General features: G+C 73.4%; 14 protein-coding genes. 5 read left to right on the forward strand and 9 right to left on the reverse strand.

Going from position 1 to position 20,199, the window contains the following annotated elements:
• The first annotated feature begins 38 nt into the window (after positions 1-38).
• Positions 39-899: an aminoglycoside phosphotransferase family protein gene (locus ACF08N_RS03225; protein WP_392322818.1), complete on the forward strand. Its 861-nt coding sequence runs from the start codon at positions 39-41 to the stop codon at positions 897-899.
• A gap of 421 nt (positions 900-1,320) precedes the next feature.
• On the opposite strand, the gene ACF08N_RS03230 is transcribed toward ACF08N_RS03225, so the two are convergent.
• The 4 genes from ACF08N_RS03230 to ACF08N_RS03245 all read right to left on the reverse strand — a co-directional run bounded on the left by ACF08N_RS03230 (position 1,321) and on the right by ACF08N_RS03245 (position 5,721).
• Complete coding sequence (locus tag ACF08N_RS03230) at positions 1,321-2,046, reverse strand: 3'-5' exonuclease (RefSeq protein WP_392322819.1); 726 nt, start codon at positions 2,044-2,046, stop codon at positions 1,321-1,323.
• A 100-nt stretch (positions 2,047-2,146) separates the two neighbouring features.
• Positions 2,147-3,382: an SAV2148 family HEPN domain-containing protein gene (locus tag ACF08N_RS03235; RefSeq protein ID WP_392322820.1), complete on the reverse strand. Its 1,236-nt coding sequence runs from the start codon at positions 3,380-3,382 to the stop codon at positions 2,147-2,149.
• A gap of 100 nt (positions 3,383-3,482) precedes the next feature.
• Positions 3,483-4,808, reverse strand: a complete 1,326-nt coding sequence (locus tag ACF08N_RS03240; RefSeq protein WP_392322821.1) for a copper amine oxidase — start codon at positions 4,806-4,808, stop codon at positions 3,483-3,485.
• A 91-nt stretch (positions 4,809-4,899) separates the two neighbouring features.
• Positions 4,900-5,721: a Tat pathway signal sequence domain protein gene (locus ACF08N_RS03245; RefSeq protein ID WP_392322822.1), complete on the reverse strand. Its 822-nt coding sequence runs from the start codon at positions 5,719-5,721 to the stop codon at positions 4,900-4,902.
• A 138-nt stretch (positions 5,722-5,859) separates the two neighbouring features.
• Here ACF08N_RS03245 and glgX point away from each other — a divergent pair, with 138 nt between their 5' ends.
• The gene (gene glgX, locus ACF08N_RS03250; protein WP_392322823.1) at positions 5,860-7,980 is read left to right on the forward strand and encodes a glycogen debranching protein GlgX; all 2,121 of its coding nucleotides are present in this window, start codon (positions 5,860-5,862) and stop codon (positions 7,978-7,980) included.
• A gap of 239 nt (positions 7,981-8,219) precedes the next feature.
• On the forward strand, positions 8,220-10,649 hold the full coding sequence (gene treY / locus ACF08N_RS03255) for a malto-oligosyltrehalose synthase (RefSeq protein ID WP_392322824.1): 2,430 nt from the start codon (positions 8,220-8,222) through the stop codon (positions 10,647-10,649).
• Here treY and ACF08N_RS03260 read toward each other — a convergent pair.
• Both ACF08N_RS03260 and ACF08N_RS03265 read right to left on the reverse strand, forming a co-directional pair.
• Positions 10,606-11,556, reverse strand: a complete 951-nt coding sequence (locus ACF08N_RS03260; protein ID WP_392322825.1) for a cytochrome P450 — start codon at positions 11,554-11,556, stop codon at positions 10,606-10,608. The genes treY and ACF08N_RS03260 overlap by 44 nt on opposite strands.
• Before the next feature lie 50 nt (positions 11,557-11,606).
• Positions 11,607-12,557, reverse strand: a complete 951-nt coding sequence (locus tag ACF08N_RS03265; protein WP_392322826.1) for a LysR substrate-binding domain-containing protein — start codon at positions 12,555-12,557, stop codon at positions 11,607-11,609.
• Between the two features lie 110 nt (positions 12,558-12,667).
• On the opposite strand from ACF08N_RS03265, the gene lpdA reads away from it, so the two are divergent.
• Entirely contained in the window at positions 12,668-14,077 is a 1,410-nt protein-coding gene (lpdA, locus tag ACF08N_RS03270) for a dihydrolipoyl dehydrogenase (RefSeq protein ID WP_392322827.1), read from the forward strand.
• Between the two features lie 469 nt (positions 14,078-14,546).
• Here lpdA and ACF08N_RS03275 read toward each other — a convergent pair whose 3' ends face one another.
• On the reverse strand, positions 14,547-16,784 hold the full coding sequence (locus ACF08N_RS03275) for an MMPL family transporter (RefSeq protein WP_392322828.1): 2,238 nt from the start codon (positions 16,782-16,784) through the stop codon (positions 14,547-14,549).
• Positions 16,785-16,932: 148 nt separating this feature from the next.
• Positions 16,933-17,481, reverse strand: a complete 549-nt coding sequence (locus ACF08N_RS03280) for an FHA domain-containing protein (protein ID WP_392322829.1) — start codon at positions 17,479-17,481, stop codon at positions 16,933-16,935.
• Between the two features lie 379 nt (positions 17,482-17,860).
• On the opposite strand from ACF08N_RS03280, the gene ACF08N_RS03285 reads away from it, so the two are divergent.
• The gene (locus ACF08N_RS03285; protein WP_392322830.1) at positions 17,861-18,757 is read left to right on the forward strand and encodes a GNAT family N-acetyltransferase; all 897 of its coding nucleotides are present in this window, start codon (positions 17,861-17,863) and stop codon (positions 18,755-18,757) included.
• 42 nt (positions 18,758-18,799) lie between these two features.
• Here ACF08N_RS03285 and ACF08N_RS03290 read toward each other — a convergent pair whose 3' ends face one another.
• Positions 18,800-20,164, reverse strand: a complete 1,365-nt coding sequence (locus tag ACF08N_RS03290; protein ID WP_392322831.1) for a GH1 family beta-glucosidase — start codon at positions 20,162-20,164, stop codon at positions 18,800-18,802.
• Between the last annotated feature and the right edge of the window lie 35 nt (positions 20,165-20,199).

Raw genomic sequence — 20,199 nt, forward strand, 5'->3', positions numbered from 1 at the left:
TGCCCGATACACGACAGGCACAGGGGTGGGAGAGACCCATGGACGAGACAGGGGCACGCGGCGTACTGGCGGCGGCCGGGCTTGTGGCCGCCGCCCAGGACGCCGTACTGCTGGCGCTCGGCGAGAACGCGGTCTTCGCGGCGGGCGACATCGTCATCAAGGTCGGCCGGGACGCCGAGCTGCTGCCCCGGGCCGAACGGGAGCTGGCGGTCGCGACCTGGCTGGCCGACGCGGGTGTCCCGGCCGTGCACGCCGCCGAGCCGGCGGCCCGGCTCGTCGAAGGCCACCCGGTGACGCTCTGGCGCCGGCTGCCCGAAGCCGTGCGCCCGGCGGAACCGGCCGATCTCGCCCACCTGCTGGTCCGTGTCCATGCGCTCGGCTCTCCTTCCTTCGCACTGCCCCACCGCGATCTGCTGGGCGGGGTCGAACGGTGGCTGCGGCTGGCCGGCGACGCGATCGACGCCGCCGACGCCGCGTATCTGCGCGAGCGCCGTGACGGCTTCGCCGAGGCGGCGGCCGCGCTGACGCCTTATCTGCCGCCCGGTCCCATCCACGGCGACGCGCTGCCCCGCAACGTCCATGTGGGCCCGGACGGGCCGGTGCTCGTCGACCTGGAGACCGTCTCCTCCGATCTGCGCGAGCACGACCTGGTGGTCATGGCGCTGTCCCGCGACCGCTACGGCCTCGACCCGGCCGCCTACGACACGTTCACCGCCGCCTACGGGTGGGACGTACGCGAGTGGGACGGCTGCGCGGTCCTGCGCGGAGCACGCGAGACGGCGAGCTGCGCGTGGGTGGCCCAGCACGCGCCCACGAACCCCAAGGCACTCGCCGAGTTCCGCCGCCGCGTGGCGTCGCTGCGCGACAACGCCCCCGAGGTGCGCTGGTACCCCTTCTGACTCCCGCGGTCGACGGCGCCGCGCCCCCGCGCCGGGAGCCGACACCGACGCCGCGCGTGCCACGCCCGCTTCGCCGGCACCACGCTCGCCGCCCTGGCCTCCGCGGACCGCCCCGGCCCGCCGCCCCCTCTCGGGAGCCGCCTCCGTCCCCGGTTGAACCCGCCGATGCCGCACGTGCCACGCCCGCTTCGCCGGCACCGCCCTCGCCGCCCTGGCCTCCGCGGACCGCCCGGGCCCGGCAACGCCGGGCGCATGGCGGCGCGACGTCCGGTCCCACGGGTGCCGGGAGCACCTCAAGCCGCTTCCCCGCGCCTACCGGTATCCGTTTCGGCCGAGTGCCCGGAACGCCCGGAGCCTCTCGGGCGCGGCGCGCCCTGTGCGCCGGCACGACGCCGGGCCCCGTGGCACGGGCGCGCCCGGCTCAGGCGCCCGCTGCGGGGGCCAGTTCGCGCAGGGGCCAGGACGCGTCGACCACGGCCTCCGGGGTGCCCTTGCGGCGCAGGAAGCTCTGGAAGTCCGCCGCCCACTGCGCGTACCAGCTCACCTGGCGCTCGTGCAGCAGGCCGGGGTCGAGCCCCGCCACCGACGGGTGGCGCTCGGCTATCGCCCGGGCGACAAGGACCGCGGCGAGCGCGTCCGCGTCCGCCCGGTGGGCGCGGTCGAGGACGACGCCGTACTCGACGCAGACCGCTTCGAGATTGCGCTTGCCCTTGCGGTAGCGGTCGACGGCGCGGTCGATCGTGTACGGATCGATGACCGGGCCTATCGCCCGGCCGTCCAGCCGCTCGCTCAGCGAGGGGAGTCCGTGCCGGCGCAACTCGGCCGTGAGCAGCGTCAGATCGAAGGCCGCGTTGTACGCGACGACCGGGACGCCTCGCCGCCAGTACCCGGTCAGCACCTCGGCGACCTCCTCGGCGACCTCGGGGGCCGGCCGGCCCTCCGCCGCCGCGCGCTCGTTGCTGATGCCGTGGATGGCCGATGCCTGCTCGGGGATCCGTATCCCCGGGTCGGCCATCCAGCCGCGGCGCAGCACCGGCTCCCCGGCGCGCAGTTCGACGACGGCGGCCGTCACGATGCGCGCGTCGAGCGGATCGGTGCCGGTGGTCTCCAGATCGAAGCCGGCCAGTGGTCCCCCGTGCCAGGACATGGTGCCCCCTCCTCCATGGTGCGATGGTGCTTCCCCCCGCTGGTTCATCACCTTCCCACGCACCACTGACAACGGGGACGCCGGCCGTCATCCGGCACGGTCAGGACACGGGGCGTGAGTCGGTCCAGACCGACTCGAACTCCTCGCGGTAGGTCTGGAAGAGTCCGGTCTCGCTGTCCTGCCCCGAGCGGACCACCGAGCGCCCGCCGCCCCGCAGGACCAGGACGGGGGCCTCCATGCCGCGGGCGCGGCGCAGATAGGACTGGACGACGGCGAGGCCGTCGGGGCCGTCGCCGTCGACGAGGTAGGCGGTGAAGCGGGGGGTCTCGTCGAAGACCTGGATCTCGAAGGCGCCCGGGTCCCGCAGCCGGGAGCGGACCCGGCGCATGTGGAGGATGTTCATCTCCACGGTGCGGCTCAACTCTCCCTTTCTGATGCCCAGTTCCCGCTCGCGCCGCTTGACGGCACTGCTCGCCGGGTTGAGGAAGAGGAGCCGGACCCGGCAGCCGGACTCGGCCAGCCGCACGAGGCGGCGGCCGGAGAAGTTCTGCACGAGCAGGTTCAGGCCTATGCCGATCGCGTCGAGGCGCCGCGCCCCGCCGAAAAGGTCCTCGGCGGGCAGCTGGCGCTGGAGCCGGACCCGGTCGGAGTGGACGGAGACGACGTCCGCGTACCGGTCGCCGACCAGGTCCTCGACGGCGTCGACGGGGAGGCGGTCGGCGGAGGGGACTCCGGCGCCGCTGCCGAGTATCTCCAGCAGGCGCGCCGAGGCGCGCTCGGCCTGGGCGAGGACGGCCTCGTTGAGCGCCCGGTTGCGGGAGACGACGTTGCGCGCGACCTCCAGCTCGTCCAGGGCCAGTTCGACGTCGCGCCGGTCGTCGAAGTACGGCTCGAAGCAGGGCCAGTGCTGCACCATCAGTTCACGCAGCTGCGGCAGCGTGAGGAAGGACAGGACGTTGTCGTCCGCCGGGTCCAGCAGGTAGCCCTTGCGGCGCGAGACCTCCCGCACGGCGACCGCCCGCTGCACCCATTCCTGGCCCGCGGGCCCCGCCGCCGCGACGACCCAGTCCTCGCCGTGCACGGGGTCGTAGATGGGCCGCAGCACGGCGGCGACCACCGCTCGCAGCCGCTGTTCCACCAGATTCAGCCAGATGTAGGCGCGGCCGGCCCGCTGGGCGCGCGTGCGCACCTCGCTCCAGGCGTCGGCGCCCCAGTCCAGCTCCGCCCCGATCTCCATGGGCCGCGCGAGCGATACCGCTCCCGGTGGGACCTCGGCAGAGTCTCCCCCCTCGTGACCCGCGTCACCGGGGGGCAGCTCCAGCCCTCCCGAGCTCACCCGCGCACCGCCTTCTGCTTCCTGGACGCCCGTCTTCAACGATCAAGGAAGCCTACTCCGCGAGCGGGAGGCGGTGCAGCAGGATGAGCCGGTTGTTTTCTCAACTCCCGTGATCGTGATGTCCGTTCTGCTCGGCGAGATCGGCCGGCGTGAGCGGATTCATAGACGTCACGTCCCGTGCGGCGAGCTGGAAGCCCTGCCAGTGGACGGGCATGGGCTGCTGGTCCTCGTCCCGGGCGATGTGGTGGAACCCTATGTTGACCCAGACGACCGGATTGGCGAGGTTCTCACCATTGACCCATTTGTCCACGCTCGTGGGCGCGTTCCTCCCGCAGTCGAGGACGTTGTCGCTCGCGAACTGCTCGCAGGCCCTGTTCTGGGTGAAGTAGATGTCGTGCCGGGTGAAGGGGCGGCCGTCGTGCTTGCTGGAGGGGCCGGGCACGATCTCGTACGAGCGGGCGTGGCCGTCCCTGTTCTTGCCGCGCGCGCTGACCACGCGCCACCAGCGCATGGTGCGGACGTCTCCGGCGAGCTCCTTGGTGACGGGGGTGCGGGTCGTCTTCACGGTCGGGCTGCCGTCGCCCGTGGGGGCGGTGACCTTCGAGTCGTACTGCTCCACCCGGTTCGTGTTGCCGCCGTCCAGGCCGAAGTCGAGCCGCCAGAACACGTTGTGGGCGTGGCTGGTGGCGTAGTCCCGGGCGCCCTTGCCGATGGGCCAGCCGCGGCCGTCGGCGGCGTTGTAGTCGTCGGGCGCCAGACTGCCGGTGGCGCCGACGTTGGCGGAGATGGTGCCGTCGGAGGAGAACCGCCATTCGGTGATGTACTCGTACCAGGCGACCTTGTTGACCGTGTAGACCAGCAGGTCCTTGCCCTGGGCCTGCCAGACCTTGGTCCCCTCGTCGTTGGCGAGCCGGTAGGCGTGGCCGCGGGCACGGGTGGTGGTGCACAGGCCGGCGACCGTGCCCATCTCCGGCACCCTGACCTTGGTGACCGTGCCGCCGGGGCACTCGGCCGGCGCGAGGTTCTGCAGGCCCCAGCCGAAGCCGGCGCCGGTGAGGTCGTCGTACTCCGCGTTGCCGTCGTCGTACGGCACATGTATCTGGGCGAGCTTGGCGCTGTTCAGCACCCGTATGGGGCGCCGTTCGCCCTTGGGCTGGTAGGTGATCCTGTCCAGGATCAGGCCGTGGCCGGTGTCGTAGCGCCAGCACATGCGCCAGGTCGTGCCGCCGTCGAGCTTCTGCTCGATGCGGTAGGCGACGCTGCAGTCGGCCACCGGCGGCCTGGGGGCGGCCTGCGCGCCGCCCCCGACGGCGGGTGCGGGTGCGGCGGAGGCCGGGCCGGTGGCGGCGCCGACGCTGCCGAGCAGCGCGGCCGCTGCCAGCAGCGCACCGCGCCTGCGGACGCGGATAAGTCGGTTCACGTGCATCAGGACGTACTCCCTCACCGGGACGTGCGGACGGAAGGAACGAGTGGCACAGGACGTGCGGGAAGGCGGCTCCGGACCGGGACGGCGGTGGTCAGCCGACGCGCGCGACGGTCCGGGCGCTCAGGTCGACGATCAGATCCCGGATCTCGATCCAGGGGCCGTCCACGACCTTGGTGACGAGACGGACGCAGCGGTGCTCGCCGCACCGGGCGAGCGCGTCCGGCACGTCCTTCTCGCGGTAGGTGCGGTAGACGTCGCCGTTGAACCAGAGCTGGTCGGGTGAGGTGAGGGCCCGGCCCGTGGCGTGCCGGTAGTCCGCCTTCAGGTCCGAGCCGAGCGGGTCGGCCAGGATCAGCGCGACGGCCTCGCGCAGCTCCTCGGGGTGCGGCGAGGGCTGGACGCCTCGCTGTTCACCCGTTCGCTCGACCTTGCCGGTGTCGAGATTGACGGTCGTGGTGACGAGTGCGTCGGTCCGGTAGTCGTAGAAGCTGACCTCGGCGCGGCGCACGGCCGCCTCCGGCGCGGAGGGCGGCGGCTCCGCGAGATTGGTCCCGAGGTGCTGCGGACCCCGGCCGCCTGCCGCGTTCTCCCCCTGCGTCCGGGCGTCCGGTGTCAGCGCTATCTGTTCCGCGCGGCTCAGCTCGGCCGGCGTCAGCGGGTCCCGGCCGATCCCGCGCTCCCCCTCGCGCGGCACGGCCACGGTCCCGGGCCCCGGCTCTGCCGCCGAGACGCTCCCCGTCTCGCCGGCCCTGCCCGCCGCGACCGGGCCCCGGGCCTGGCCGCCCGCCCCGTTCGCCTCGTCGGCACCCGCCGAACCCGGCAGAGTGATGCCCACCATCAGGGCCGTACCCGTCACCGCGATGGCGGTCCCCGCCAAGAGCTTCCCCAGGTGACGGCGCACCAATTGGCGCACTTGTCGCCCCTTTCCCCCTGGATCCCCATTGGTCACCCGGTAGGACGGTTCGAAGTCCTAGGAGGTTGCTCCACTTTGGGGGAGGATCTTCGCCAAGTAGTCCCCCGTACCCGGATCAGAAATGGAAGAGTCGAATCTATGCAGGTCTGGCCGGGACAGGCGTACCCACTCGGCGCCACGTACGACGGCGCCGGCACCAATTTCGCGGTGCACTCCGAATCCGCGCGGCGCATCGAGCTGTGTCTGCTGCACGACGACGGCTCGGAGACCGCCGTCGAGCTGCGCGAGACCGACGCGTTCGTGCGGCACGCGTACCTGCCGGGGGTGATGCCCGGGCAGCGCTACGGCTTCCGGGTCCACGGCCCGTACGAGCCCGCGCGCGGACAGCGCTGCAATTCCGCGAAGCTGCTGCTCGACCCGTACGCGCGGGCGGTCAGCGGCGCCATCGACTGGAACGAGTCGGTCTACGGCTACCACTTCGGCAGGCCGGACTCCCGCAACGATCTCGACTCGGCACCGCACACGATGTCGTCCGTCGTGGTCAATCCGTACTTCGACTGGGGCGACGACCGCCCGCCGCGCACGGACTACCACCGCACCGTGATCTACGAGGCCCATGTGAAGGGCCTGACCATGCTCCACCCCGAGCTGCCCCCGGAGCTGCGCGGCACGTACGCGGGCCTCGCGCACCCGGCCGTCATCTCGCACCTCACCGAACTGGGCGTGACCGCGCTGGAACTGATGCCGGTGCACCAGTTCGTGAACGACCACCGGCTGGTGGACGCGGGGCTGAACAACTACTGGGGCTACAACACCATCGGCTTCTTCGCCCCGCACAACGCCTACGCCTCCTGGGGCGACCGCGGCGAGCAGGTGCTGGAGTTCAAGCAGGCCGTACGGGCGCTGCACCAGGCCGGCATCGAGGTCATCCTCGACGTGGTCTACAACCACACCGCGGAGGGCAACCACCTGGGTCCGACGCTCTCCTTCCGGGGTCTGGACAACGCGTCGTACTACCGGCTGATGGACGACCGCCGCTACTACATGGACACCACGGGCACCGGCAACTCCCTGCTGATGCGCAGTCCCCACGTCCTGCAGCTCATCATGGACTCGCTGCGGTACTGGGTGACCGAGATGCACGTCGATGGCTTCCGCTTCGACCTCGCGGCGACACTCGCACGCCAGTTCCACGAGGTGGACCGGCTCTCCTCGTTCTTCGACCTGGTGCAGCAGGACCCGGTGGTCAGCCAGGTGAAGCTGATCGCGGAGCCCTGGGACGTCGGCGAGGGCGGCTACCAGGTGGGCAATTTCCCGCCGCTGTGGACCGAGTGGAACGGCAAGTACCGCGACTGCGTGCGGGACCTGTGGCGCGGCGAGCCGCGCACGCTCGCCGAGTTCGCGTCCCGGCTGACCGGCTCGTCGGACCTCTACCAGGACGACGGCCGCAGGCCACTGGCCTCGATCAACTTCACCACCTGCCACGACGGCTTCACGCTGCACGACCTCGTCTCCTACAACGGCAAGCACAACGAGGCCAACGGCGAGAACAACCGCGACGGCGAGAGCCACAACCGGTCCTGGAACTGCGGGGCCGAGGGCGACACCGACGACCCCGGCGTGCTGGAGCTGCGCGAGCGGCAGATGCGCAACTTCATCGCGACGCTGATGCTCTCCCAGGGCGTGCCGATGCTCAGTCACGGCGACGAGTTCGCCCGCACCCAGGGCGGCAACAACAACGCCTACTGCCAGGACAACGAGATCTCGTGGGTGCACTGGCCCGATCCGGGCGAGGACGAGGAGGGCTCGCTGCTGACCTTCACCAAGACGATGGTGTGGCTGCGGCGCGACCACCCCGTCTTCCGGCGGCGCCGTTTCTTCCACGGCCGGCCGGTGGAAGGCACCCACGACGAGCTGACGGACATCGCCTGGTTCACGCCGAAGGGCGAGGAGATGATCCAGCGCGACTGGCAGGCCGCGCACGCCAAGGCGCTGTCCGTGTTCCTGAACGGGCACGCCATCTCCGAGCCGGGCCCGCGGGGCGAACGGATCTCCGACGACTCCTTCCTCCTCATGTTCAACGCGAGCGCGGACGAGCTGGAATTCACCGTTCCCGTCAACCACGGCGAGGAGTGGCAGGTCGTGGTGGACACCGCCCGGCGCGAGGGCGTTCCGCCCGGCAAGGGCCCGATGGTCGCGGCGGGGGACGTCCTGCCGCTGGTGGGCCGCAGCCTGACCGTGCTGCGCCGGCCCGCCTGACCGGCTGCCGCGTCTGACCGTGCTGCGCCGGCCCGCGTAGCCGGGCTGCCGCGCCGGAGCGGGCTGCACCGCCCGCCGGCCGGGCCGCCGCGCCTGACCGTGCTGGGTCGGCGCGACCTGGGCGACCTGCCTTGAGCGGCGATCCGCAAGAAGTTCCCGACCGGGCCGATGATCACTCGATCGACCGAACGGCCGGTACCGGCGGCACAGAAGCGTTCACGGCGGGTACGTATGTTCGCATGACACCCACGGCCACCTACCGGCTCCAGCTGCAGCCGGACTTCCCGTTCGAGGCCGCCGAGGCGGCGGTTCCGTATCTCGCCGCCCTCGGCGTCTCCCATCTGCACCTCTCGCCGGTGCTGGAGGCGGTTCCGGGGTCCACTCATGGGTACGACGTCGTGGACCACGGCCGCGTCCGCGCGGAGCTCGGCGGCGAGGAGGGGCTGCGCCGCCTGTCCCATACGGCCCGCGACCACGGGCTGGGCCTGGTCGTCGACATCGTGCCGAACCACATGGCCGCCGTCCCGCGCCACAACCGGGCCCTGTGGGAGGTGCTGCGCGAAGGCCCGCGGTCGCCGTTCGCCCGCTGGTTCGACATCGACTGGGCCGCCGGGGACGGCAAGGTGCTGCTGCCGGTGCTGCCCGGGCGCATCGGCGCCGAGCTGGCCGAGCTGCGGGTCGAGGGGGAGGTGCTGCACCACGGGGAACAGCGGTTTCCCCTGCGGGAGTCCACCGCGCACCTGCCGCTGCCCGAGCTGCTGGACGCCCAGTGGTACCGCCTCACGTGGTGGCGCCTCGCCCGCACCGAGCTGAACTACCGGCGGTTCTTCACCGTCTCGGACCTCATCGGGGTGCGGGTGGAGGACCCCGAGGTCTTCGACGCGACGCACGCCAAGATCCTGGAGCTGGTGCGGGACGGCGTCGTCGACGGGCTGCGGGTGGACCATCCGGACGGCGTGGCCGACCCCGAGGGGTACCTGCGCAGACTCGACGAGGCCACGGGCGGTGCGTGCTGGATCGTCGTGGAGAAGATCCTCACCGGCGACGAGCGGCTCCCGGCCGGCTGGCCGGTCGCGGGGACGACGGGGTACGACGCGCTGCGCCGGGTCGACGGCCTGTTCACCGACCCGGCCGGCATGCGGCAACTCGTCGGCGTCTACCGGGACTTCACAGACGTGGACGACAGCCTCGGCGGCCGGTGGGAGGCGACGGCGCGGCGCGCGGCCTACGAGGTGGTGACGTACGAGCTGGCGGCCGAGACCGCGACGCTCGTCCGGCTCGCCGAGCGGATCTGCGCCGCCGACACGCGGCTGCGTGACCACGCCCCGTGGGCGCTGCGTGCGGCGGTACGTGAGCTGCTGGTCCGCGTCCCCGTCTACCGGCCCTACCGGGTCGACGCCGAATCCGCGCTTCCCGAGGACGCGGCCAGGGCGGCGCGGGACACGTTCGCCGTGGCCGAGGAGGCGGCAGCGGTGGACGTGGTGCGAGACCTGGCGCTGGGCAGGCTCGGCGACGGCCCGGACCACGTCCGGTTCCGGGCGCGCTTCGCGCAGACGGCATCGGCGCTGCGGGCCAAGTCGGTGGAGGACACGGCGTTCTACCGGTACGCGCCGCTGATCTCGGCGAACGAGGTGGGGGGCGACCCGGGCAGCCCCGCGGTGGAGCCCGCGGCCTTCCACGCCTTCTGCGCCCGGCTCGCCCGTGACTGGGCGGGTACGGGCACGGTGCTCACCACGCACGACACCAAGCGCAGCGCGGATGTGCGGGCACGGATCGCGGTGCTGTCCGAGTGCCCGGAGCGGTGGGCCCGGTTCCTGGAGCGGATCACGGAGGAGGCCGAGAGCCCGTCGGCGGGCGGCGGGGCTCCGGACGCACAGCTGGCCTGGGTGGCGTGGCAGACGGCCGTCGGGTTCGGCATCCCGGACGCGGACCGGCTGGAGGCGGCGCTGCTGAAGGCGGTGCGGGAGGCGGGGGTGCACACGAGCTGGACGGAGTCCGACCCGGCGTACGAGAAGGCGGTGTCCGCCTTCGTGGGTACGGGACCGGCCGGTTCGCCGCAGCACTCGGTGGCCCGCTTCGTGCGCGAGCTCGCCCCATATGTGCGGGCGAACGTGCTGGGGGCGGCGCTGCTGCATCTGACGATGCCGGGCGTGCCCGACGTGTACCAGGGCTCGGAGCGCGAGTTCCTGGCCCTGGTCGACCCGGACAACCGGGCCCCGGCCCGTTTCGGCCCTCCGCTGCCGGAGCCGCTCCCCGCCCGCGCGGCGGCGGGCCCCGCGACGGATCCGGGGAGCGGGCTGAGCGCGGAGAAGGAGGCCCTGACGGCCACGGCGCTCAGACTCCGCCGGGCGCGCCCGGACCTGTTCGGCGCCCGGGCGGCGTACGAGCCGCTGACCGCCGTCGGCCCGGCGGCCCGGCACTGCGTCGCGTTCCGCCGAGGGGAGGAGGTGATCACGGCCGTCACCCGGCTCTCGATGCGGCTGGAGGGCGAGGGCGGCTGGCGGGGCACGGCTGTCACCCTGCCGCCCGGCCGGTGGACCGATCTGCTGGACGGGGAGCGGGAGTTCACCGGCGAGGTGCCCGTGCCGGTGGCCGACCTGTTCGCGGCGCGGCCGGTGGCGCTGCTCAGCCGTGCGGACGGACCAGCAGCGATTTGGGGGACCGGGTGATCAGACCACTGGCGACCGGGCGGAATCCGTCGGCCCAGCGCATCCTGGGCATCGCCTCGCCGAGCGCCCGCAGTCCGTACTCGGCCTCCATCGCCGCGAGCCCCACGGCCGGGCACCCGCCCAGGCCGAAGGTGAGCTGGCCGGGGTCCCCCCGGAGCATGTCGAACCGGTCGGGGTCGCGGAACCGCTCCGGGTCCCGCCCCGCCGAGCCGATGAGACACGCGACGGCCGCGCCCGCCGGCAGCGTGCCCCCGCTGAGCGTGACCTCGGCGGCCGTCCTGCGGATCACCACCAGGACGGGCGGATCATGCCGCAGGGACTCCGTCCAGGCCCGTGCGATCAGCCGCGGCTCGGCCCGCAGCCCGGCCAGCCGGTCGGGGTGGTCGAGCACATTGGCGAGGAACGAGGCGAGCGCCTTCTCCCGCACCGAGACCTGGGAGACGCACCGCCCGGCGAGCAGCGCCCGGCCCGCCGTCCTGCCCCGCACGCCGATCGCCCCGGCAGGCAGCCACCGGCAGAACTCCTCCACGAGGTCGACCTGCTCGCGCCCGGCGAGCCGCCGGGCGAGGACGTACGCGGTGCGCCGGACGGTCTCGCGCAGCGCCTGCGGGACCGGAGCCAGGTGCCCGGCGCACCCCGCGTCGCCGGGCCGGTGGCCGTGGGTGAAGCGAAGATCGGTCAGCGCGGTGGCGACGTCGCGGTAGCGGCTGAGGAGCCAGGCGCCGACGGACGCGTCGTAGGTGAGGGGATGCTCCTCACGCAGCCGGCGGTACCCCTCGTAGAGCTCGTGCTCGTTCCCCGTCGGCAGGCCGGGCAGCAGGGCGGCGGGCCGGTGCCCGGTCCCGACCGGCAGGGCGGAGCCACTGGGCGGTGCGGGCTCGGGGGTGGGGCGTGTGTCCGCGTGCATGGTGTGTGCTCCCCTGTCACAGCCGCGGGACTCGTGCCCCGCTGCTCCCTTCAGGTGACCACCGCGCCGCTGTCACCGCAGTCCGCGTAGGGCCGTACGGGTGATGTCGGTGCGGGTAGGCCATTCGGGCGCGTGGCTCGGAGCAGCCGGGCGAAGGCCGCCGCGGCGCCGGTCAGTTCGACGCGGGAGAAGACGGTCAGCACCCGTCGCCAGGGCGGGTCCGCGGGCAGGACGACGCAGTCCTCCCCCACGGCGCCCCGCACGACGTGCAGCGGCGCGGTCGCCACGCCGACGCCCGCGGCGGCCATCCGCACCGCCGACGAGGTGTGCTCGGTCCACACCGCCGTACGGGGCCGGAAGCCGGCCCTGCCGCACGCCCAGTCGAGGAACCGCTGCCCCTCCACCAGGGGCTCCATGGCGCACCGCACCCAGCTGTGGCCGGCGAGTTCCTCCAGTCGTACGGAGGAGCGCCCGGCGAGCCGGTCGTCGAAGGGGACGACGAGGACAATCTCCTCCTCGTCGAACGGGACGACCGGTCCCGGCCAGTGCTGGGGCGGCGGACCCACGGCGAGGTCGGCGGCGCCGCGTTCGATCTGCTCCTCGAGGGCCTCGGGCGTGCCGTATTCGTGCAGGACGATCGCGACACCTGGGTGTTCGCGCCGCCAGCGGGCGAGGACGTCGGGCAGCACGCCGACGGCGACGGCGTGGATCGCGGCGATGTGCAGTTCACCGCCCTCCGCACCGGCCGCCGCGCGGGCGGCGCGCCGGGCCTGCGCGGCGCTTCTGACGGCGAGTTCGGCGTGCGGCAGGTAGGCACGGCCCATCTGGGTGAGCCGCACGCCGCGCGGCAGCCGTTCCAGCAAGGGGCCGCCCACGGACCTCTCGAGGGCCTTGATCTGGTGCGAGAGGGCCGGCTGGGTGACGTGCAGCAGTTCGGCGGCGCGGGTGAAGGAGGACTCCTCGACGACGGTGACGAAGTACTCCATCTGACGAAGGCTCAATTCCGGTCCCCCTCCCCTGTGCACCGCAACTCTCCCATAAGCGCTGTGCATCGATGCCACAAGAACATTGCCTTGGACGCATGGCAAGGGCGGGGCGGAGGGTGGGAGCCATGACACAGACCCGCGAAACCGATGTGATCGTGATCGGCGGCGGCACCGGGGGCTACTCCACCGCTCTGCGTGCCGCGGCCCTGGGCCTCGACGTCGTCCTCGCCGAGCGCGACAAGGTGGGCGGCACCTGCCTGCACCGGGGCTGCATCCCCAGCAAGGCGATGCTGCACGCCGCCGAACTGGTCGACGGCATCGCGGAGGCCCGGGAACGCTGGGGCGTGAAGGCGGTGCTCGAATCCGTCGACTGGCCGGCCCTCGTGGCGACGCGGGACGACATCGTCTCCCGCAACCACAAGGGGGTCGCGGGCCATCTCGCCCATGCCGGCGTGGAAGTCCTGCACGGCAGTGCCCGGTTGACGGGACGGCGGACCGCCGTGGTCGAGGGGTACGGGCAGGTGACGGCGCGTCGGGGCGTGGTGCTGGCGACCGGTTCGCGGCCGCGTACGCTGCCGGGCCTTGAGCCCGACGGCCGCCGCGTCGTCACCAGTGACGACGCGCTGTTCGCGCCGGGGCTGCCGCGGTCCGTCCTGGTGCTCGGTGGTGGGGCGATCGGGGTGGAGTACGCCTCGTTCCACCGTTCCATGGGCGCCGACGTGACCCTGGTGGAGGCCGCCGAGCGGCTGGTTCCGCTGGAGGACGCGGATGTGTCCCGCCATCTGACCCGCGGGCTGAAGAAGCGCGGCATCGATGTGCGGACGGGCGCCCGGCTGCTGGAGAGCGAGGTGCGGGAGGGCGGCGTACGGGCCACCGTGCGCACCGCGCGCGGTGAGGTACGCGTCGTCGAGGCGGAGCGGCTGCTCGTCGCCGTGGGCCGCGTGCCCGTGACCGACGGGCTGGGACTGGAGGCCGCCGGACTGGCCACCGACGCACGGGGGTTCGTCGCGCCCGCCAACCCGACCCGCTTGGAGACCGCCGTCCCGGGCATCCATGTGGTCGGTGACCTGCTGCCGCCTCCGTCGCCCGGGCTGGCCCACGCGTCGTTCGCCGAGGGCCTGTTGGTGGCCGAGACGCTGGCCGGGGTGCCGTCCCCGCCGGTCGACTACGCGGCGGTCCCCCGCGTGACGTACTCCTCGCCGCAGACGGCGGCGGTGGGTCTGACGGAGGCCGAGGCCCGCGCCCGAGGTATCGACGTGACGGTGAACACCATGCCGCTGACCGCGGTCGCCAAGGGCATGGTGCACGGCCAGGGCGGCGTGGTGAAGGTCGTGTCCGAGCGCGAGGGCAGGGTCCTCGGCGTGCACCTCGTCGGACCGAACGTCTCGGAGATGATCGCCGAGAGCCAGCTGATCGTCGGCTGGGACGCGGAACCGTCCGATGTGGCCCGGCACATCCACGCGCATCCGACGCTGTCGGAGGCGGTCGGCGAGACGTTCCTGACCCTGGCGGGCCGCGGACTGCACCAGCAGTGACGGGCTGGGCCCCGTCCTTGGGCGGACGGCGGGGGTGGCCGCTTCCCGTCGTCCGCCCCTCGGGGACGGCGGGGCCGGCCGTTCCCGGCGCCGCCCGGCCGTGGGCTCGCACCCGCGTCGCGCCGCGCGGCGCAGTCAGCGCCCCGCCGCTCCATCACCGGCCCTCGGCCCGCCCGTGGGGCCCGCCCAGCAGACCGGCGCGTCAGCGCCCCGCCGCTCACCCCGGCGCCGCCCGCCCGAGGGCCCGGCCCGCGCTGCCCCGCGGCCACTCGGCGCAGTCAGCGCCCCGCCGCTGCGTCGCCGGCCTCCGGTCCGCCCGTGGGCCGGGCCCGCGCCGCCCCGCGCCCGCCCGGCGCGCCGGCCCCTCGGCCGCCCGCGCGTCAGCGCCCCGCCGCCCGGCGCGTCGGCCGCGCGCCGCCATGCCGCCCGCCGTTCCCGGCATCCGCGCCGCCCCGCGCCCGCCCGCGCGTCAGCGCTCCGCCGCGCCGCTCGGTGCGGCAGCGGCCCGCCGTTCCGCCGCCCGCCCCAGGGCCCGGGCGCCTCCCTTCGGGCCGGGTGCGTGGGGCCACCAGGAGCGGTCGCCCAGTAGGGCCAGCGCCGCGGGCAGGATGAGTGCCCGCAGGACCACCGCGTCGAACAGCACCGCCACCGTCAGGCCGACGGCGATCTGCTTCATCTCGATCCGGTCGACGAACAGGAAGCTGACGAACACCGACACCATGATCACGGCGGCGCCGGTGACGACACTCGCCGAACCGGCGATTCCGTTCACCACCGCCTGCCGGGTCGGGACACCCCGGCGCACCGCCTCCCTGATCCGGCTGACCACGAAGATCTGGTAGTCGGTGGAGAGGCCGACGAGGATCGCGAAGACCAGCAGCGGCGTACGCGACCCGACGAAGCCCAACGACTCGAAGCCGAGCGGCCCTTCCGCCCAGGTGCCCTGGAAGACCAGCGTCAGAACGCCCCACGCGACCATGACCGTCGCCAGATTCAGCAGCACGCCGAGCGCCGCGAGGACCAGGGACCGGAAGGCCAGGAACATGACGGCGAGCGTCGCCGCCGAGACGAACGCGATGACGAGACCGAGCCGTTGCTCCTGGTGGTGCGCGTAGTCGGCGCCGGCCGCGATCTCGCCGCTGACGGCGTACTCGGCGCCCCGCACCCGGCCGAGGGTGTCCGGTATCAGCTGTTCGCGCAGGCGCTGGAGCGAGCGGGTGGCCTCGTCGGAGTTCTGTGCGTAGGGAACGGGCAGGCGGAGCAGGGCGGTGCGGCCGTCGTCGGAGACGCTCACCCATGGCGGGGCGGTGTCGGCGAAGAGCGGGTCGCCGTCGGCGCGCCGGGCAAGGCCCGCCAGGTGCCGGGCCGGTTCGTCACCGGTCATGAGCACGAGGTGGGCGGGTCCTTCGGCGGGGAAGGCACCGGTCAGCCGGTCGTACGCGGCGACGGCGGGGATGCTGTCGGGGAAGGTCTCCTTGCCCTCCGTACCGAGCCGCATGTTCAGTGCGGGCAGGGCGAGCGCGGCGGTCGCGGCGACTCCGAGGAGCAGGGTGGCGAGCGGCCGGCGCATGACGGGCCGCAGCATCGCGGCCCACATCCGCCCTCCGCCGGCGCCGCGCCGCGGTCCCGGACGGGCAGGGGCGCGACCACCATCGGTCCGCGGAAGACCCGCCCGTCGGCCGTCGATCCGTCGGCCGAGGAGGCTGAGCAGCGCCGGAAGCACGGTGAGCGATCCGGCCACGGCGACCAGCGTGACGAGGATGGCCCCGGTGGCGATGGAGGAGAAGATGACGTCGTCCATCAGGTACAGGCCGCCGAGCGAGAGCGCGACGGCGACCGCGGAGTCGACGACGGCACGGCCGGAGGTGGCGGCGGCGAGTTCGACGGCCGCGGTGTGGCCGATCGTGCCGTTGCCGCGTTCGCGTTCCTCGCGGGCGCGCTTGAGGTAGAAGAGCGAGTAGTCGACTCCGACGGCCATGCCGAGCATGAAGATGACGCTGATCGCCGCGCCGCCCGCGTCGGGGAAGACCCATGAGGCGAGGCCGTAGAGGCCCACCGCGCCGGCGAAGGCGGTCAGGGCGAGGAGCACGGGGATCCCGGCCGCGAGCACCGCGCCGAAGACGACGAAGAGGATGACGAAGGTGACCGGGAGGCTGATCAGCTCGGTCCGTTGCAGGTCCTTGCCCTGCTTGTCGTTGACGCCGTTCGAGACGGAGGCGCTGCCGGTCTGCTCGATCCGCAGGTCGCGGTGCGCCTTCTGGACCGCCTCGGTCTGCCGCAGCAGCGCGTCCACGTCCTGCTTGGCGGTCTCCTTGTCGCCGCGCAGCGTGACGGCGAGCATCAGGGCGGTGCCGTCGCGGGACGGCCGGGGGTCGGCGACGTCGACGACCGCGGGCAGGCCGGCCAGCCGCCGGGCGGCGTCACGCGCCGCCGCGTCGGCGTCGGCACGGTCGAGGCGCCCCCCGTCCGGCGCGGTGACGAGGAGGTGTTCGACGGGCGCGGGTGTCAGCCCGCCGCGTGCGGCCATCGCCTCGGCGCGGCCCGCCTCGCCCACCCAGAAGTCCTCGAACGTCCCCTTGTTGGTGCCCGCAGCGGCTCCCGCGCCGATGCACAGGGCGACGAAGACGACCCAGCCGGCCACGGCCCGCCACGGGTGGGCGGCGCACCATCGCGCGGTTCGGACGGTGATCGGAACTCTGCCCGGCATGCGGGCACCTCCCCTGGTACGGCTGATCAGTGCGTGGGTGATCAGCCTCTGCGCCGGGGTGGTGCCGGGTCACTGGTGACCGCAGCCGTATCGCAGGGGGGTTGTCCCCACCGGCCGCTTCGGGGTGGCCCGTTGGGAACGCCGTGGCTCAGCGCGCGGTGAGGCGGAAGCTCATGCTGCCGAAGCCGACCATGTCGCCGTCCTGGACGACGATCGAGCCGGTCACCCTGCGGCCGTTGACCGTGGTGCCGTTGGTGGAGCCGAGGTCGCGCAGGACCCACAGCGTGCCCTGGTGGCTCAGCTCGGCGTGCAGCCGCGAGACCGTGTCGTGGCTCAGCCGCAGTCCGTTGACGGGGTCGCGGCCGATGCGCAGGGGGTACGGCCCCGGCTCGGGCAGCAGCAGCGGCGGCAGCTTCTCCGTCTGCCAGGCCCTGCGCAGCCGGACGGAGAACGCCGACATCCTGCCGACGGCGCTGTAGAGCCGGCGCGCCCACCGGTTCTCGTGGACGAGGTCGGCGGTGAGCGCCTCCAGCTCCTCCGAACGGCGGGCCGCCAGGACCAGTTCCATCCGGTGCACGAAGGTCTCGTGCGACAGCCTGCCCTGGGCCGCGCCCTCTCTGAGCACATCGAGGACACGCTCGCGCTCGGCGTCGGACAGCCGCGCGGGATACGTGTGGGACTCGTAGGAGGACGTCACAGGCAGATTGTCGGGCCGAAGGGCCCGGGGTGTCCAGAAGAAGCGGTGTTCCGCCGCCGGACCCGACCGCTCTGACCTGCACGGAAGATACTGTTCCGGCCGCTCCGCGCCCCAACGTGACGGCAACCACGGCCCGGCCCGACGGCACGCGCGGCCCAACGCGACACCCTGCGCGGCACGATGGCGCCGCACGTGATCCCGCAGAAAGTGCTGGACCGGGGCGCGCGGGCCGGTCTAGGGTGATCGACGACGCCTGTGACGACGGAAGGAGGCGAGTGCCGTGCACATCACACGATTCCCGCGCTCCCGCCCCGTCCGCCCGGCGTTCAGTGTCTGACCGGGAGCGCTTCACGCACATCCCTTCCCGGAGGACTTCCTCATGACCGATCTGGTCATCCGCGCGCTCGACGCGAGCGACGCCCACCTTTTCGACACCCTGCCCGACCCTCTCGGCGCGGCCGAGGGCCATGCCCGCACCGTCCACCGCCCCGAGTGGAAGCGGATCGCCCTGCGCGACGGCAAGGTCGTCGCCCGAGGCGCCTGGTGGGGCGGCCCCGATGACGAAACCCCTCTGAACATCAACTGGTTCGATGTCGCCGACGGCGAGGAGGAGGCGGGCGCCGAGCTGCTGCGCACCGCCCCCTTCCAGGTCGAGCTGGAGCTCAACCTGCCCGCCGGCTGGCGGGGCGACCCGGTCGCGCGGGCGGCCGGCGAGGCCCGGGTCCGGGCGGCGGAGGCGGCCGGGTACGAGGTGCTCGTCGAGCGGTTCATGTACCGCTGGACGCCCGAGTGCGGTCTGCCCGAGCGGCGGGGCCGCCTCACGTTCCGGCCGGAGCCGGACGACTCCGTGTTCTTCGAGGCGCTCAAGCGCATCCACTCGGCCACGCTGGACGCGCACGCACTCCGGGCGATCGCCGAGGGCGGGCTCGACCAAGCCGCCCAGGAGGAGCTGGACTTCTTCCACTGGTGCCCCTCGCCGCGCGAGTGGTGGCAGCTCGCCCACACACCCGACGGCGAGCCGGTCGGCATCCACATCCCGGCGCACAATCCGGGCGGCCCGTGCATCGGGTTCATCGGCGTCGTCCCCGAGCAGCGCGGCCGCGGCTACGCGTACGACCTGCTCGCGGAGTGCACGCACTTCCTCGCCGAGCGGGGCGCCGAGTTCATCGCGGGCGCCACCGATCAGGGGAACGTCCCGATGGCGGCGAACTTCGCCAAGGCAGGCCACCCGGTGGTCAGGGAGCGGATCAACTTCCTTCCCCCCGCGGGGAGCTGACCGCACGCGGGGGGTCCGGGCCACGGCTGCGGGCCCCTCGCTTCACCGCCCGCCGCGCCGCTTCTGGTCGGCGATCACGTCCCGGTACCAGCCGTACGACGCCTTGGGCGTGCGCCGGAGGGTCTCGTAGTCGACGTGGACGAGGCCGAATCGCCGGGAGGCGCCCTCGGCCCACTCGATGTTGTCGGTGAGCGACCAGGTGAAGTAGCCGCGGACGGCGACGCCCGATGCCAGCGCCTGGTGCAGGGAGCGCAGGTGGGCGTCGAGGAAGGCGATACGGCGCCGGTCGTCGATGCCGTCGTACGAGCAGCCGTTCTCGGTGACGACGACGGGCGGCAGCCGGTCGCCGTAGCGGTCCTTCAGGGAGACGAGCAGCTCGCGCAGTCCGTCGGGGACGACGGGCCAGCCGAAGTCGGTGCGTTCGTCGGTGGCGATCTCCCGCAGCCCGAAGGGGAGTTCCGCGGGCATGGCGACGCCGGCGAAGCCGTCGAGGGCGTCCGGGGCGGGCGCGCCGACGAGCATCGGGTGGTAGTAGTTCACTCCGTAGAAGTCCAGCGGCTGCGCGATGACGGCGAGGTCGTCGGCGACCGGTCCGGGCATCAGGGCGGCGAAGCCGTCGGGGTAGGCGCCGGTGAGCAGGGGGTCGGCGAACAGCCGGTTGGTGACCGTGTCGTACAGCTCGGCGGCGAACCGGTCCTCGTCGCTGTCCCCGGCCGTCCACACGGGCGAGTGGGAGACGGCGAGGCCGATCTTCGCGGCGCCTGCCGCGCGCAGTGCCTGGACGGCGAGGCCGTGGGCGAGCAGCTGGTGGTGGGCGGCGGGCAGGGCGTCGAAGAGGAGCTGCCTGCCGGGGGCGTGCTCGCCGAGTGCGTAGCCGAGCAGGGTGACCTCGGCCGGTTCGTTGACGGTCATCCACATCGGGACGCGGTCGGCGAGGCGTGCCGCGACGGCCGCGGCGTAGTCCGCGAACCGTTCGGCGGTCTCGCGGTGCAGCCAGCCGCCCGCCTCGTCGAGCGGGAGCGGCGTGTCCCAGTGGTAGAGGGTCGGTGCGGGGGCGATGCCGTGGGCGCACAGTTCGTCGACGAGCCGGTCGTAGAAGTCGAGGCCGCGCGGGTTGACGGGGCCGCTGCCGCCGGGGACGACGCGGGGCCAGGAGACCGAGAAGCGGAACGCGTCGGCGCCGAGGCCGGCGAGCAGGGCGACGTCCTCGCGGTAGCGGTCGTAGAAGCCCGTTCCGCGTGCGGCGTCGGCGCCGTCCTTGATGCCTCCGGCGGCCGCGAAGGCGTCCCAGCCGGAGGGGCCCTTGCCCTCGGCGTCGGCGGCGCCCTCGGTCTGGAAGGCGGAGGCGGAGGCTCCCCACAGGAAGCCGGGCGGGAACGCGGGCAGCGGCTCCGTCGGTGTCGGCATGGCCTGTGACCTTAATGGCCCAAGCACCCCGCCTG

The organism is Streptomyces sp. NPDC015127 (assembly GCF_043080095.1).
Taxonomy (GTDB): Bacteria; Actinomycetota; Actinomycetes; order Streptomycetales; family Streptomycetaceae; genus Streptomyces.